Source organism: Ralstonia sp. 22111, assembly GCF_052045895.1.
Taxonomy (GTDB): Bacteria; Pseudomonadota; Gammaproteobacteria; order Burkholderiales; family Burkholderiaceae; genus Ralstonia; species Ralstonia wenshanensis.
In genome coordinates this window covers 184,840-199,906 of record NZ_JBQEPR010000007.1, presented here as the reverse complement: position 1 = coordinate 199,906, position 15,067 = coordinate 184,840, and the positions used below count along the sequence as shown (strand labels likewise).

9 protein-coding genes are annotated in these 15,067 nt (G+C 65.3%); 5 read left to right on the top strand and 4 right to left on the bottom strand.

Translation table 11 applies throughout. The annotated features are described in order from the left end of the window. Positions 1-53: 53 nt before the first annotated feature. On the bottom strand, positions 54-1,652 hold the full coding sequence (locus ACTJK4_RS18565; RefSeq protein WP_440818628.1) for a hypothetical protein: 1,599 nt from the start codon (positions 1,650-1,652) through the stop codon (positions 54-56). A 191-nt stretch (positions 1,653-1,843) separates the two neighbouring features. Here ACTJK4_RS18565 and blaOXA point away from each other — a divergent pair, with 191 nt between their 5' ends. Together blaOXA and ACTJK4_RS18555 are read left to right on the top strand one after the other, a co-directional pair. Continuing rightward, a complete protein-coding gene (gene blaOXA, locus ACTJK4_RS18560; RefSeq protein WP_260801315.1) occupies positions 1,844-2,659 on the top strand; it encodes an OXA-60 family carbapenem-hydrolyzing class D beta-lactamase in 816 nt (271 codons plus the stop codon). 146 nt (positions 2,660-2,805) lie between these two features. Next, positions 2,806-3,249, top strand: a complete 444-nt coding sequence (locus ACTJK4_RS18555; RefSeq protein WP_440818627.1) for a hypothetical protein — start codon at positions 2,806-2,808, stop codon at positions 3,247-3,249. Between the two features lie 49 nt (positions 3,250-3,298). On the opposite strand, the gene ACTJK4_RS18550 is transcribed toward ACTJK4_RS18555, so the two are convergent. Next, positions 3,299-4,912 (bottom strand): glucan biosynthesis protein, encoded by a 1,614-nt coding sequence (locus ACTJK4_RS18550; protein WP_440818626.1) that lies wholly within the window; start codon positions 4,910-4,912, stop codon positions 3,299-3,301. A gap of 196 nt (positions 4,913-5,108) precedes the next feature. Here ACTJK4_RS18550 and ACTJK4_RS18545 point away from each other — a divergent pair, with 196 nt between their 5' ends. Next, complete coding sequence (locus ACTJK4_RS18545; RefSeq protein WP_440818625.1) at positions 5,109-6,251, top strand: serine hydrolase domain-containing protein; 1,143 nt, start codon at positions 5,109-5,111, stop codon at positions 6,249-6,251. A 21-nt stretch (positions 6,252-6,272) separates the two neighbouring features. On the opposite strand, the gene ACTJK4_RS18540 is transcribed toward ACTJK4_RS18545, so the two are convergent. Both ACTJK4_RS18540 and ACTJK4_RS18535 read right to left on the bottom strand, forming a co-directional pair. After that, positions 6,273-6,743 (bottom strand): cyanophycin metabolism-associated DUF1854 family protein, encoded by a 471-nt coding sequence (locus ACTJK4_RS18540; RefSeq protein ID WP_440078072.1) that lies wholly within the window; start codon positions 6,741-6,743, stop codon positions 6,273-6,275. 22 nt (positions 6,744-6,765) lie between these two features. After that, a complete protein-coding gene (locus ACTJK4_RS18535) occupies positions 6,766-9,072 on the bottom strand; it encodes a cyanophycin metabolism-associated ABC transporter (RefSeq protein WP_440077474.1) in 2,307 nt (768 codons plus the stop codon). 289 nt (positions 9,073-9,361) lie between these two features. On the opposite strand from ACTJK4_RS18535, the gene cphA (ACTJK4_RS18530) reads away from it, so the two are divergent. Both cphA (ACTJK4_RS18530) and cphA (ACTJK4_RS18525) read left to right on the top strand, forming a co-directional pair. After that, positions 9,362-12,022 carry a cyanophycin synthetase gene (gene cphA / locus ACTJK4_RS18530; protein WP_440077473.1) on the top strand — a complete coding sequence of 887 codons (2,661 nt, stop codon included), beginning with the start codon at positions 9,362-9,364 and terminating at the stop codon, positions 12,020-12,022. A 53-nt stretch (positions 12,023-12,075) separates the two neighbouring features. Next, entirely contained in the window at positions 12,076-14,643 is a 2,568-nt protein-coding gene (gene cphA, locus ACTJK4_RS18525) for a cyanophycin synthetase (RefSeq protein WP_322017860.1), read from the top strand. Positions 14,644-15,067: the final 424 nt, after the last annotated feature.

Here is a 15,067-nt window from a genome sequence, read left to right as displayed (position 1 = left end):
TGTGTCAGTGCATCGCAGCTGCGCCTACTTTGCCGATCCGTTTAACGTGCAGCCTAAGGCGCCGCTTCCGCCATCTGCGTCAGCTGCTTCAGCGCCTGGACGAAGTACGCCCGATCGTGCGGCGCCAAGTCCTGCATGGCTTGCGAGAGGCGCTCCATCGTTGTGCGGGCGATGACGTGATCGCCGTCTGCGTGTGAAAACCACGCCAGCTCCAGCAGCAGGCCGCTCACCTGCACATGGCCGTAGCGATGACGGCCGCTGTCGTGTTCGCGCAGGCGCAGTGCGGCCACATCGGTCCAGCGCTGCGGCCAGTAGCGCGAGTCAAATGCTTCTGCAAACGGCCCCGCCTGCGTGCGGAGGTCGGCCAACGTGAGCGCTGCGCGACTTGTGTCGGCCCGTGCAATGCGCATCAGCGCGATGGCGTTCCACGCCGATTGCAGCGGCCCACCGTTGCGCAGCGCTTGCCATTCGCTCATGGCCAGCCAGCGGACGGCATCGACCGTGCCGTCGGCATGCGCTGAGTTGCCAAGCTCATCGCGCAGCAGCCAGCACGTCATGCCGAGGTTGGCGGCAACTTGCTGCACCGCGTCGGACGCCTGGCTTTCCAGTGCGGCAGCCAGCGCGGTTTCGAATTGCGCGACGATGCGCTGTGCGGCCTGGGCGCGTACGTCCAATGCAAGGCCATCGGCATCGGCGTAGAGCAGGCGCGCGCGTTCGATGAGGGCGCTGAGGTTGTTCCACTCGAAGCGGATCTGTGGGTGATAGCGCAGCAGGCTGCGGCCGGGCTCGGCATCGGCCAGACGGGCGAGCAGGCCGGCGGCGAGGTCGAGGTCGCGGCGGTCATACGCACACCATGCGGTGACGATGCGCTCCATGGCGGCGAGGAAATCGTTACCGAGTACATGGCGCTGCCGGCGGTGCGCGCGCAGTTGCGAGAGCAGGGCGCTGGCGCGTGTGGAGTCGCCCAGGCGGCGCGCGGCCATTGCCTCGCCCAGGGTGACGAGGGCGCGTTGGAAGTCGTTGTCGGCGGCGTCACTGGCGTGGCGCAGCGCAAGCAGGGCGCCGCCCCGCTCGGTGTCGGACGCGCCGGTGCTGGCGCCCAGCGCATGCAGCAGACGGCCTTCGCGCATGGCGTGGCGCGCGGTCAGAAAGGCGTGCCAGAACGCGGGGTTGGGCGTGCCAGGCGCCGGGCCGGACAGCGCGCTGGCATTGGCTTCGGTGGTGTTGTCCGTGCTGCCATCCGGCGCGGCAATCCCGAGGAAGGCACGCACATCGGCATCATCGGCAATGCGCCCTTCAACCACGCAGACCACGCGCTCTGCGTCTTCGGGGGTGAGCCAGAAGGGCCCTTGGCTGCGCTTGTCTGCGTTGAGAAAGCGCGGCTCGCGATCGCGCGCCTCGCCCCAGCCGGCCTGCACGCCCCAGTTCTGCCAGTCGCGAAAGGCGCGGCTGATCATCATGCGCTGCGTGCTGGCGTCCGATACGGCGCCGCGCAGGTCGGCCAGGCGCACCAGCGGTTGTTCCGGCGACAGACGGTGCGCGTAGGCAAGCCGCACCAGCAGCCACAGGCTCTGGAACGGCGCACGCCGGCCGTCGACGGTTTGCGGTGTGGTCAGCTCGACATGGAGGGCGGGCAGGGGGGGCGGCGTCATGCTAACAATCTGGCGAAGCGAAACGTGGCGCCATTGTGCGCCAAGCCCCTTGTTACAGGAGTTACGCGCGTGACGTGCGGCGAGGTGGGTGCGCTGGCGGTGGCACGGCGCGCTCCCTACGATGCGCAGCGCCGGCTCATCCGCGTGTCGAGGGTTGCCGGCAGCCAATCACTCAATTCAAGGAGCTTTCCATGTTCTCTCGCTGGTCGAAGACCTTCGCGTTTGCCCTCACGGCGTGCGCCGTTGCTATGAGCACCGCCACGGCCCACGCCGAGCTGGTCGTGCGCAATGACCTCAAGCGCGTGTTCGACGATGCCGGCGTCTCCGGCACCTTCGTGCTGATGGATATCAGCGCCGACCGCACGTATGTCGTCGATCCGGCGCGCGCCGCGCGGCGCATCCATCCGGCATCGACGTTCAAGATTCCGAACAGCCTGATCGCCTTCGACACCGGCGCTGTGCGCGACGATCACGAAGTGCTGCCCTACGGCGGCAAGCCGCAGGCCTACAAGCAGTGGGAGCACGACATGGCGTTGCCCGAGGCGATTCGCCTGTCGGCCGTGCCGATCTACCAGGAGGTGGCGCGCCGCGTCGGCTTTGAACGCATGCAGGCCTACGTTGATGCGTTCGACTACGGCAACCGCCAGCTCGGCAGCGTGATCGATCAATTCTGGCTACGCGGCCCGCTGGAAATTTCCGCGTTTGAAGAAGCGCGCTTCACCAGCCGCATGGCGCTCAAGCAATTGCCGGTGAAGCCGCGCACGTGGGACATGGTCCACCGCATGTTGTTGATCGAGCAGCAGGGCGATGCCGCGCTGTACGCCAAGACGGGCGTTGCCACGGAATACCAGCCGCAGATCGGCTGGTGGGTCGGCTGGGTGGAGCGTGCAGGCCACGTGTATGCGTTCGCACTGAACATCGATATGCCACGCGAGGGCGACATGGCCAAGCGTATTCCGCTGGGCAAGCAGTTGATGCAGGCGCTGGAGGTGTGGCCGGCGCCGTGAGAGGGCATCTGCGGGCTTCGCCGTCTGACCCGCAATCAGGGATGCCCGCAATCCACAATGAGATTGATCCTGAGGACGATGAAAATCGTAAAAAACTATTGCGCCGGTCTGCCTAAAGGCGGCGGATGCGCACATCGAGGGTCCTCATGTTCAAGGTTGACAAGGCAACGGCGGTCGCCATGGCGGCCGCCCTCGGCGCGAGTAGCGCGCTTGCGGCCGGTAGCCAAGACGGCGTGATTCACTTTACGGGCGCCATCGTCGAGGCAGGTTTTCGCCTGCAGTCGGTACAGCGGTCAACCGGCGCGGAAAATGCAGTGCAGGCGCGTGCGTCCGCAGCTGGCGATCAGGTGGTACTGGAGTTTCATTCGCCGGCGATGCGCGTCGTACCGGTTGATGTATCGGTGGAGGCGTGCGCGGCATCGTCGCTCAAGCCCTTGCGTGTGGGCGATGCACGCGGCAAGGCGGACGTCCTGGCCAAATACGGCGGCTTCAAGGCCAACCTGCTGACGGCAAACAACGGCACGCTGACCTTGTCGCGGGCGGCGGGGGCGGAACCAGCACTGGCTGTGGTGACACTGTCCTACCAGTAATGAAAAAGGCGGGAATCCCCGCCTTATTTGTCGACCGCCGCGATGGCGTTTACGACGCCACCGGCCCCACCGGCGATTGGAACGGGTGGTATTGGTACAGCCACGTCTCCGACAGCGGCTTGCCATCCACGCGCAGGAACAGCCGCATATCCACTGGCTCCTTCCCGTCGACTGTCAGATCGAACTGCGCGCGCCAGTGCCCAGGCACGCCATTCGGCACGGCTTCGGTAAACACATACGAGAACGTGCCGCGCGAGGTGCTCAGCACGGCCTCTGGCTTGGTGCCGAAGGGCAATTTCTCGAGCGGACCGCCCTTGAACTCGACCATGAACTTGCGCACGCCGTGCGGACGCGGCTGGCCCGGTTGGCCGCCGTTACCCATGCGCGTGGCCAAGCAGCGCGCCAGTTGCGTCGGATACGGCTCGTCGGCCAGCCAGTGCAGGCGATAGCGCAGACGGTACTGGCTGCCCGCACGCGCCGGTGCCTTCGGCACCCACATGGCGACGATGTTGTCGTGGATCTCGTCGTCGGTCGGGATCTCGATGAGCTGCACGGCGCCTTCGCCCCAGCCTTCCAGCGGCTCCACCCACAGGCTCGGACGGCGCTCGTAATGCACGCCGTCCTGGTAGTTGTTGAAATCGCGGTCGCGCTGCAGCAGGCCGAAGCCGCGCGGGTTGTTGTCCCCAAAGGCAGACGCCATCGTGCGCGGCGGATCGTTCAGCGGGCGCCAGATGCGTTCGCCGTTGCCGGTCCAGAGGGCCAGGCCATCCGAGTCATGCACCTCGGGGCGCCAGTCGGTGGCGGTGCCCTTGGCGGTTTCCGAGAACCAGTACATCGACGTGGCCGGCGCGATGCCGAAGCGGTCCACGTCCTTGCGCAGGAAGATGGCCGTGTCGATGTCCATCACCACGCCCTTCGTGCGGTGCATTACGAAGCGGTACGCACCGGTGATGCTCGGGCCGTCGAGCAGGGTGTAGATCGTCACGGAATCGGCGCGGTTGTCTGCCGGCGTGTCGAACCACACGTGCGTGAAGTTGGGGAATTCTTCGGGCTTGCCGGCCTGCGCCACGTCGAGCGCAATGCCGCGTGCGGACAGCCCGTACTGGTATAGCTCGCCGATGGCGCGGAAGTACGACGCGCCCAGGAAGGCAACCCAATCGTTCTTTTTCCAGTCGAGTTTTTTCTGATCGCCCAGGCGGCTTTCCTGGAAGCGGAAGCCGGCAAAGCCGCTGCCGCGCGGCAGCTTGCGCGCCGGGCTGTCGGCGGGCATGTCGAAATACGATTCGTCGTAGACGATCTCGCGTGCGGCGCCTTTTTCCACCACGTGCATGCGCACCGGCGCGCGGAAGAACGTCCCCAGGTGGAAGAACGTCACCGGAAACTGGCCGGGGCCGTCGGCAAAGAGCGCGTGGGCGGTGTCGAACTTGATCTTGCCGTGCGCCTCGTAATCGATCTTGGACAGGATGTCAGCCGGTGCCGTGGCGGGCGGCGTGTAAGGCTTGCCGGCCATCGAGCGGGCGCGTTCGATCAGCGCATCGAATGAAAACGGCGCGGCATCGCCGAGCTTGACGCGATTGGCGGCCAGCGCTTCGGGCGTGATGCCGAGCGCCGCCAGCGTGGCGGTAACGGATGCGGAGGCAAGAAGGGTTCGACGTGTGACCATAGGTGCCTGTGATGTGACTGATGAATAAGAAGGGTCCGACATGGTAACGCGGGCCCAGGTTCCGACGCGGGCTGAACACTCCCCCGGATGGCCGATCCAGCGCCGTTCGGACGCCCAAATCGACCATTCATCGCAGAGCGTTTGACCTTTCAAGTGCCGGTTACGATACTTGATGACACATCAAACGGGGGCTGGGATGACGCTACGACTGCGCAGCATCGGCATCGCTTTGGCATTGGTTTGCGCGGTAGGCGGCGCCCAGGCAGCGCCCTGCGACGCGCCAGCCCAGTTGAACGACGGCTGGCAGACCGAAGCCGACCCCGCCGCAGCCGGCTTCGATGCCGGCCAACTCTGCGCCGTGCTGCGCGGTTTTGCCGACGCCGATATCAACTTCCACAGCCTGCTCGTGGTGCGCCATGGCCATCTGGTGGCGGAGGTCTATCACGCCGGCAAAGATGAGCGCGTGAAGGATCTGTTCCGCACCGCGCGCACGTTCGACGCCAGCACGCTCCACGACATCCGCTCGATCAGCAAATCGGTGACGAGCCTGCTGTGGGGCATTGCGCAAGGGCAGGGGAAGATGCCGCCGCTCGACACGCCAGTGCTGTCGCTGTTTCCCGGGCTGGCCGATCTGAATCGCGATGGCCGCGAGGCGATTACGCTTTCGCAGATGCTGTCGATGTCCAGCGGCCTTGCCTGGAACGAATGGCGTGCGACAAGCTTTCTGAACAACGACGAGTTCGGACTGTTCTGGCACACGTCTCAGGCGCATTACGTGTTCGACCGCCCGATGGCGGCGCCGGCTGGCACGCAGTTCAATTACAACGGCGGCAACACGGCGGTACTGGCGCAATTGCTGACAGAGCGCGTGGGCATGTCGTTGCCGGAGTACGCGCGCACGCAACTGTTCGAACCGCTGGGCATCACCGACTGGGAATGGGTGGACGACTACCGTGGCCGCCCGCTGGCGTTTGCCGGCGTGCGCCTGCGCCCCCGAGATTTGGCGCGCATCGGACAGCTCGTGCTGCAGCACGGCCAATGGAATGGGCGGCAGATTGTGCCTGCGGAGTGGATTGCCGAATCAACACGCCCGCACATCGATACCGGAATGGACCTGCAGTACGGCTATCAGTGGTGGCTCGGCAAGGTGGTGGCCGGCGGCACCGAACAGGCGTGGATCGGTGGCATCGGCAACGGCGGCCAGCGTCTGTGGATCGTGCCGGGGCTCGACATGGTGATGGTCACCACGGCGGGCGATTACAACCAGCGGGCCAGCTGGAAACAGGCTGAAAACCTACTCGACCAAGTCATGACAGCCGTGCGGCCATCACCCCGGTAACGGCAACGTGACTGGACGAGCTTAAAGGAACCGGTCGAGGATCTTGCGGCTGTGCTTGTCGAGCGTCAGCAGATCGCGGATCAGGTAGTGGATGCCGTGGCTGTCGGAGATGAGCAGCGTGGTGCCGGTCAGGCGGCGGATGTCTTCTTCGCCGCGCAGCACGAGGTCGGTCTGGCCGCGGTCGGTCTGCACCGTCCACGTGCTCGGCGTGGCGTAGGTCGATACGCCGACGATCTTGCGGATTTCGGGCATGAACTCACGCGCGCCGAGTTCGGCCTCGATCAGTGCGCGCATGGGCGCGGGCAACGCTGCCGGCTGCGTGATCCATGCCAGCTCACGGCCGTCGGTGCTCATCAGGCTCAAGCCCTCGTCGGCGGCGGAGATGGGGAAGGCTCGCACGGGCACCACGCCTTCATGCACGGTGCCGTCGGCCAGGGTCATCACAAGCTTGCCAAAGCCGTTGCGGCTCAGGGAGAAATCGGGCGTTTGCATCGCAGTCATTTCAAATAGCGGTTCACTGCGCGTAAGCCGGCGCGGCGGCGTCCACGCGCTCGCCATCGCTGGTCAGATCGGTGTCGGCGTCGACATTGCGGGCCTGCGCCTGATAGAGCTTGTAGTAAGCCCCTTCGCGCGCGAGCAACTCATCGTGGTTGCCCACTTCGACGATCTGGCCGCGATCCATGACGACCAGGCGATCCGCCTTGCGCAGCGTCGACAAACGGTGCGCGATGGCGATGGTCGTACGCCCTTGCACAAGGTTGTCGAGCGCCTTCTGGATTTCCTTCTCGGTGGTCGTGTCCACGGACGATGTGGCCTCGTCCATGATCAGGATGCGCGGGTTGATGAGCAGCGCGCGCGCAATCGAAATACGCTGGCGTTCGCCGCCCGACAGCGCCTGGCCGCGTTCGCCCACCAGCGAATCGTAGCCGTGCGGCAGGCGCAGGATGAATTCGTGTGCATGGGCGGCACGCGCGGCGGCAATGATCTCTTCGCGCGTGGCGTCGGGTTTGCCGTAGGCGATGTTGTCGGCAATCGTGCCGAAGAACAGGAACGGCTCCTGCAGCACCAGGCCGATGTTGCGGCGGAATTCCGAGACGGGCAGCGAGCGGATGTCGGTGCCGTCCAGGCGGATCGCGCCTTCCGATACATCGTAGAAGCGGCAGATCAGGTTCACGAGCGTGCTCTTGCCCGAGCCGCTGTGCCCGACCAGCCCGATCATCTCGCCCGGCTGGATCGACAGGTTCAGGCCGCGGATCACCGCGCGGTTGCCGTAACGGAAGCCCAGGTCGCGCAGCTCGATCGCGCCGTTCACCTTCTCGATGTGCACGGGCTTGGCCGGCTCGGGCACGCTCGATACGTGGTCGAGAATGTCGAAGATGCGCTTGGCGCCGGCCGCCGCCTTCTGCGTGACGGACACGATGCGGCTCATGGAATCCAGACGTGTGTAGAAGCGGCTGATATACGTCAGGAACGCCACCAGCACACCGACGGTAATGGCGTCGTGGCTCACCTGCCAGATGCCGAAGATCCACACCACCAGTAGCCCGACTTCGGTTAGCAGCGTGACGGTCGGGGTAAACAGCGACCACACCGCGTTGACGCGATCGTTGATCGCCAGGTTGTGCTTGTTGGCCTCGGCAAAGCGCGTCACTTCGCGCTTTTCCTGGGCAAAGGCCTTGACCACGCGGATGCCCGGGATGGTATCGGCCAGTACGTTGGTGATTTCCGACCAGATCCGGTCGATCTTCTCGAAGCCGTGGCGCAGGCGGTCGCGCACCAGGTGGATCATCCACGCGATGAACGGCAGCGGCACCAGCGTGACGAGCGCCAGCCACGGATCGATCGAGACCAGGATGACGGCCGTCATCGCAATCATCAGCACATCGGTGGCGAAGTCGAGCAGGTGCAACGACAGGAACACGCTGATGCGGTCGCTTTCCGAGCCGATGCGCGCCATGAGGTCGCCGGTGCGCTTGCCGCCAAAGTACTCGAGCGACAGCTTGAGCAGGTGCTCGTAGGTGGTCGTGCGCAAGTCGGCGCTGATGCGCTCGGACACGCGCGCCAGGAGATAGGTGCGCGCCCAGCCCAGCACCCACGCCACCAGCGCGGCGCCAAACAGGCCCGACAGGTAGAGCGTGACCAGGCGGTAATCGACGGGTTGGCCGTTCTGATAGGGGATCAGCACCTTGTCCATCAAGGGCATCGTCAGGTACGGCGGCACCAGGGTAGCGGCCGTGCCGATCAGCAGCAGGGCGAAGCCGGCCAGCAATTCCCACCGATACGGCCGGGCAAAGCGCCACAGGCGCAGCAGCGCCCAAGTCGAGGGCGGCTGCTCCAGTTCACGGCTGCATTGCGGGCAGTTATCTTCGCCGGGCGGGAGGGGCGCCTTACAGGTGGGGCAGACCTCCGCGTCGGGCTGTGCGGCCTGGGCGCCGGTGGCCAGGGCGTTGCGCTGGGCGTCGAAGGCGTCGGCCAGGCGCAGTGCGTCGGTGTTGTGGCCCAGCGTGTAACGCCAGCTTGCCAGCCGGCGCTGTCCGTCGGACAGCTCGAGCGTGCCCACGCCGGCGTGGTCGCTGTGGGCAAGTGTCATGCCGGGGGCGATATCCCAGCTTTGTAAAACCTTTTCACCAGGCGCCTGGCAGACCAGGCGGCGGTTCGTAACAACCAGCCACCCTTGGGTAAAATGCAGCCTTGCGTCCAAATCCAGCTGTAGCCCGGCCTGGACGGTTTCTTCTGGAGCGAGGCTTGAGCCCAGCGCGACACTCCAGGGTTCCTGAGCGCGGGCGACGGTGGGGGCGGACGATGGGGAGGACTGGGTCATCAGTGGCGCAAAGAATTCAAAAAGCGCGTCCAAATGGCCAAAAAACAGCCCAAAACGGGAAAAGGACGAACATAAATCGAGGCAAGAGCGTGGCGTCGCAATTGTTGCGGCCTGCAAATTTTGCTCGCAAGTATACATAGCCACGCCAGCACGGCATTTGGTGCGCTGCACAACGCACTTCGGGCTCAAGACGTCAACGCCGACGCCGTTGTAACGTTATTGAAAGGTAACGGTTCGATTCCACGGACCAATTCACGGGTACATCGCCCCCTGCTTCCAAGCAAATTCAATGAAGAAGAAGGACATTGAGATTCTCGATGTCATGTCGCTGCGCGGCCCGAATATGTGGACATATCGGCCAGTGCTGGAGGCATGGGTCGACATTGGTGAACTGGAGGATTTTCCTTCCAACACGATTCCGGGTTTCTACGAGCGCCTCTCGACATGGCTCCCAACGCTGATCGAGCACCGCTGCAGCCCCGGCGTGCGCGGCGGCTTCCTGATGCGCTTGAAGGAAGGCACCTGGCCCGGCCACATCCTGGAACACGTCACCCTCGAATTGCAGAACCTGGCCGGCATGCCCGGCGGGTTTGGCAAGGCGCGCGAGACGCCGGTGCGCGGCGTCTACAAGGTAATCGTCCGTGCCTGGCACGAAGACGTGACCCGCGCTGCCCTGTTCGCCGCCCGTGATCTGGTCATGGCGGCCATCGAAGACCGCCCGTACGACGTGGATGCCGCCGTCGAGACGCTGCGCGACCTGGTGGACGAACATTGCCTCGGCCCCAGCACCGCCTGCATTGTCGATGCCGCCGATGACCGCAATATCCCGTCGATCCGCCTGTCGGACGGCAACCTTGTGCAGCTCGGCTACGGCGCACGCCAGCGCCGCATCTGGACGGCCGAAACCGACCGCACCAGCGCCATTGCCGAATCGATCTCGCGCGACAAGGACCTGACCAAGAGCCTGCTGCAGTCGTGCGGCGTGCCGGTGCCGGAAGGCCGCATGGTCGACAGCGCCGAAGACGCCTGGGACGCCGCTGAAGACATCGGCGTGCCGGTGGTCGTCAAGCCGTACGACGGCAACCACGGCCGCGGTGTGTTCACCAACCTGATGACGCGCGAAGAGGTGGAAACCGCTTACGCCGTGGCCATCGAGGAAGGCAACGGCGTGATCGTCGAGCGCTTCGTCTCCGGCAACGAACACCGCCTGCTGGTGGTGGGCGGCCGCGTGGCAGCGGCCGCGATGGGCGAGACCGCGTCGGTGGTCGGCGATGGCACGTCGACCATCGAAGAACTGATCGAATCGCAGATCAACTCCGACCCCCGCCGCGGCAGCACCGAAGAACATCCGCTGAACTGCGTGCGCCTGGATTCCGCCGCGCGCCTCGAACTCAAGCGCCAGGGCTATGCTGATGGCAGCGCCGTGCCGCCCGCGGGCCGCAGCGTGCTGATCCAGCGCAACGGCAACGTCGCTTTTGACGTGACCGACCGCGTGCACCCGAGCGTGGCCGCGCACGCATCGCTGGCCGCGCGGGTGGTCGGGCTCGACATTGCCGGTGTGGACCTGGTGGCCGACGACATCTCGCGCCCGCTGGGCGAACAGCGTGGCGCCATTGTGGAAGTCAACGCAGGGCCCGGTCTGTTGATGCACATCCGGCCCGCCGAGGGCGAACCGCGCCCGGTGGGCCGCGCGATTGTGGATCACCTGTTTTCTGACAAGGACGGCGCGCAGGATGATGGCCGCATTCCCATCGTCGGCATCACGGGCACCAACGGCAAGACCGTCGTGGCCAAGCTTGTCGCGCAGTTGCTGCAGCTCTCGGGCAAGCACACAGGGCTGGGCTGCAGTGACGGCCTTTACCTCGATCGCCGACAGGTGGAAGCCGGCGCCCGCAGCGACCGCGCCGCGTGGGACGCCTGCCATCGCATCCTGATGAACCGCGCGGTGGAAGCCGCCGTGTTCGAGAACGACAGCGGCATGATCCTCTCGCAAGGATTGCCGTATGACCGCTGCCAGGTCGGCGTGGTGACCAACTTCGGCAAGCCCGATCACCTGGGCGATTTCTACGTCGAAGACGAAGACCGCATGGTTAGCGTCCTGCGCACGCAGATCGACGTGGTGCTGAAAAGCGGTGTGGGCGTGCTCAATGCCGCCGATGCGCGCCTCGTTGAAATGGCCGAGCTGTGCGACGGCGAAGTGATCTTCTTCGCATTGTCGGGCGATCTGGAAGCCATTGCCGCGCATCGTGCCGCTGGCAAACGGGCCGTGTTCGTGCGTGACGGCAAGGTGGTGCTCGCTACTGGCGCGACCGAACTGACACTGGCCGACGTGTCGGCCATTCCGTTGACCTACGCCGGCCGCGTGCCGTTCCAACTTGAGAACGTGCTGGCCGCCGTGGCCACCGGCTGGGCGCTGGGCATTTCCAACGACCTGATGCGCGCGGGCATCGTCACCTTCGATGTGGGCCAGGTGGATGTGCCGGGCCGCTTCACGCTGTTCCAGCACAACGGCGCCACCATCGTGGTGGACGACGCGCACAACGCCTCGGCGCTGGAAGCTTTGGCCGCTGCACTGGACAACTTCCCCGCCCAACGCCGCACGCTCGTATTTGGCGCCGGCCTGCAGCGCCGCGACGAAGACCTGATTGCACAAGGCACCGTCATCGGCCAGACGTTCGACCGCGTGCTGCTGTGCGAAGACGCCAGCGTCAAGCGCACCGATGCCGAGTTTGATCGCCAGGCGCGCGCGCTGCTCAAGCAAGGGTTGCAGGCGGGCGGTCGCGTGGCTGAAGTCGTTGTCGAAGGGGCCAAGCGCCGGGATGTCGTGGATGCGGCGCTCTCGCAGCTCACGGCAGGCGACCTGCTGGTCTTGCAATGCGACGAGTGCGCCATCGAGGGCACCGTCGAGCAGGTCCACCAGTGGATGGGCCGCGCCGAATCCCAGAACTGACGATCGGGCCTGAATCCAAAAGAACGCCCAAAGCACAACGGAAAGCTGATTGCATGGAAGTCTCTCGTATCCGGGCCTTGCGCGGCCCAAATCTCTGGTGCCGCCATACGGCCATCGAGGCCATCGTGGCCTGCTCGGACCAATCCCAACTGTTGGCCGAACTGCCGGGCTTCGAAGACCGCCTGCGCGCGCGCTTTCCGGCGATTGGCCCCTTGCGGCCAGATGACGAAGCCGATGCGCCATCGATTGCGCACGCGCTGGAAGCCGCCGCGTTGGGCCTGCAGGCTGCCGCCGGTTGCCCGGTGACGTTCAGCCATACCGAGCCGACGCTCGAACCCGGCACGTACCAGGTCGTCGTGGAATACAGCGAAGAGGAAGTGGGCCGACTTGCATTCGAGCTGGCCGGCCAACTTTGCCTGGCCGCGCGCGACGACCAGCCGTTCGATTTGGACGAGGCGCTGCACCGCTTGCGCGAGCTGGACGAAGACGTGCGCCTGGGGCCCAGCACCGGTTCCATCGTCTACGCCGCTGTGGCGCGCGGGATTCCGTACCGTCGTCTCACGCAGGGCTCGATGGTGCAGTTTGGCTGGGGCAGCAAGCAGCGCCGCATCCAGGCCGCCGAAACCGACATGACCAGCGCCGTGGCCGAATCCATCGCGCAGGACAAGGATCTGACGAAGACCCTGCTGCACGCGGCCGGCGTGCCGGTACCGCTGGGCCGGTCGGTGCGCAGCGCCGAGGAAGCCTGGGAAGCCGCGCAGGAAATCCACGGCCCAGTCGTGGTCAAGCCGCGCGACGGCAACCAGGGCAAGGGCGTGGCCGTGCGCATCCGCACGCGCGAAGAAGTGATGACGGCCTACGAAGTGGCCGCCGACATTTCGTCGGACGTGATCGTCGAGCGCTACATCCCCGGCCATGACTATCGTCTGCTCGTGGTGGGCAAGCACCTGGTGGCGGCTGCACGCCGCGACCCGCCGCAAGTCATTGGCGACGGCAAGCACACCGTGCGTGAGCTGGTCGATGAAGTGAACCGCGACCCGCGCCGCGGCGAGGGCCATGCCACGTCGCTCACGAAGATCCGCTTTGACGACATTGCGCTGGCCACGCTCGCCAAGCAGGGCCTGAGCGCCGACGCCGTGCCGCCCAAGGGCACGCGCGTGGTGTTGCGCAACAACGCGAACCTCTCCACGGGCGGCACCGCCACCGATGTGACCGACGACGTGCACCCCGCCATCGCGGCGCGTGCCGTGGCGGCAGCGCAGATGGTCGGCCTCGACATCTGCGGCGTGGACGCTGTGTGCGAGACGATGCTCAAGCCGTTCGAGGACCAGGCCGGCGGCATTGTGGAAGTCAACGCCGCGCCCGGCCTGCGCATGCACCTGCAGCCGTCGTACGGCAAGGGCCGCGCGGTGGGCGAGGCGATCATCTCCACGATGTTTGCCGATGGAGACGACGGGCGCATTCCCGTGGTGGCGGTGTCCGGTACCAATGGCAAGACGACGACGGTTCGCCTGATCACGCATCTGCTCGCCACCAGCGGCCTGCGCATGGGCATGACCGGCACCGACGGCGTGTACATTCAGGGCCAGCGCATCGACACCGGTGACTGCAGCGGCCCGCGCAGTGCGCGTAACGTGCTGCTGCATCCGGACGTCGACGCCGCCGTCTTCGAAACCGCGCGTGGCGGCCTGCTGCGCGAAGGCCTCGCGTTCGACCGCTGCGATGTGGCGGTGGTGACCAACGTGGGCGAAGGCGACCATCTGGGCCTGAACTACATCAGCACGGTGGAAGACCTGGCCGTGCTCAAGAGCGTGATCGTGCAGAACGTGGCGCCGCGCGGCATGGCGGTGCTCAACGCCGCCGACCCGATGGTCGCGCGCATGGCCGACGGCTGCCCCGGATCGGTCACGTTCTTCGCGCACGACGCCAGCCTGCCGACCATGGCCCTGCACCGCGCGCAGGGCAAGCGCGTGGTGTTCGTCGATGGTGCCGAGATTGTGGCTACCGAAGGCGCCAGCGAAACGCGCATCGCACTGGCCGACATTCCGCTCACGCGCAACGGCACGATCGGCTTCCAGGTGGAAAACGCAATGTCGTCGATTGCTGCTGCATGGGCGCTTGGCATCGATTGGGCAGTGATCCGCCGCGGCCTCGCCACCTTTGTGAACGACGCCGCCACCGCGCCCGGCCGCTTTAACGTATTTGACTACAAGGGCGCCACGCTCATCGCCGACTACGGCCACAATCCCGACGCCATCCAGGCGCTATGCAACGCCGTCGCCACCATGCCGGCCAAGCGCCGCTCGGTGGTGATCAGTGGGGCGGGCGATCGCCGCGACGAGGATATCCGCCGGCAGACGCAGATTCTGGGCGGCGTGTTTGATGATGTGGTCCTGTACGAAGACCAATGCCAGCGCGGGCGCGCCGACGGTGAAGTGCTCGCGCTGTTGCGTGAAGGGCTGCAGGGTGCGTCGCGCACGAGCCGTGTTGATGAAATCCGTGGTGAATTTCTGGCTATCGACACCGCATTGGGGCGGTTGCAGCCGGGGGATCTCTGCCTGATTTTGATTGATCAGGTGGAGGAGGCGTTGGAGCATATTGCTCGGCGGGTTGCTGAGTGAAATTGAACCCCAGTGAATTTTCGCTGGGGTTTGTTTTTGTTCTTGTGGTCTATCCCTGTTTCGTACCCTGCCGGGCACGACTCACTTTTCTTTGTCTTGCCAAAGAAAAGTAAGCAAAAGAAAGGCGCGCCCGAGATGGCGAAAGACCCCTTGAATTTGCGTAACCGGGCGGAGAACGGGAAAACTCGCTGCGCTCAAACAGTTCCCGTTCTTTTTTCCGCCCGCTTACGAAAATTCAAGGCGCCATCAAGGGCTCAACGTCAAAAGAGAAAGGCCAACCCGTCGTGAGGTTGGCCTTGGCATTTGGGCTGGCGCCCAGAAGGTGTGGCTGTTGTCCTTTGACCTTCCTGCCCTAGATGGCGCCTTGAATTTCTGTTGCAGGGAGGAAAAAGGAAGGGAAACTGTCTGAGCGAAGCGAGTTTTT

Coding starts and splice junctions, on each gene's coding strand:
- ACTJK4_RS18565 (WP_440818628.1), bottom strand. CDS start 1,652: ATGACGCCGCCCCCCCTGCCCGCCCTCCATGTCGAGCTGACCACACCG.
- blaOXA (WP_260801315.1), top strand. CDS start 1,844: ATGTTCTCTCGCTGGTCGAAGACCTTCGCGTTTGCCCTCACGGCGTGC.
- ACTJK4_RS18555 (WP_440818627.1), top strand. CDS start 2,806: ATGTTCAAGGTTGACAAGGCAACGGCGGTCGCCATGGCGGCCGCCCTC.
- ACTJK4_RS18550 (WP_440818626.1), bottom strand. CDS start 4,912: ATGGTCACACGTCGAACCCTTCTTGCCTCCGCATCCGTTACCGCCACG.
- ACTJK4_RS18545 (WP_440818625.1), top strand. CDS start 5,109: ATGACGCTACGACTGCGCAGCATCGGCATCGCTTTGGCATTGGTTTGC.
- ACTJK4_RS18540 (WP_440078072.1), bottom strand. CDS start 6,743: ATGCAAACGCCCGATTTCTCCCTGAGCCGCAACGGCTTTGGCAAGCTT.
- ACTJK4_RS18535 (WP_440077474.1), bottom strand. CDS start 9,072: ATGACCCAGTCCTCCCCATCGTCCGCCCCCACCGTCGCCCGCGCTCAG.
- cphA (WP_440077473.1), top strand. CDS start 9,362: ATGAAGAAGAAGGACATTGAGATTCTCGATGTCATGTCGCTGCGCGGC.
- cphA (WP_322017860.1), top strand. CDS start 12,076: ATGGAAGTCTCTCGTATCCGGGCCTTGCGCGGCCCAAATCTCTGGTGC.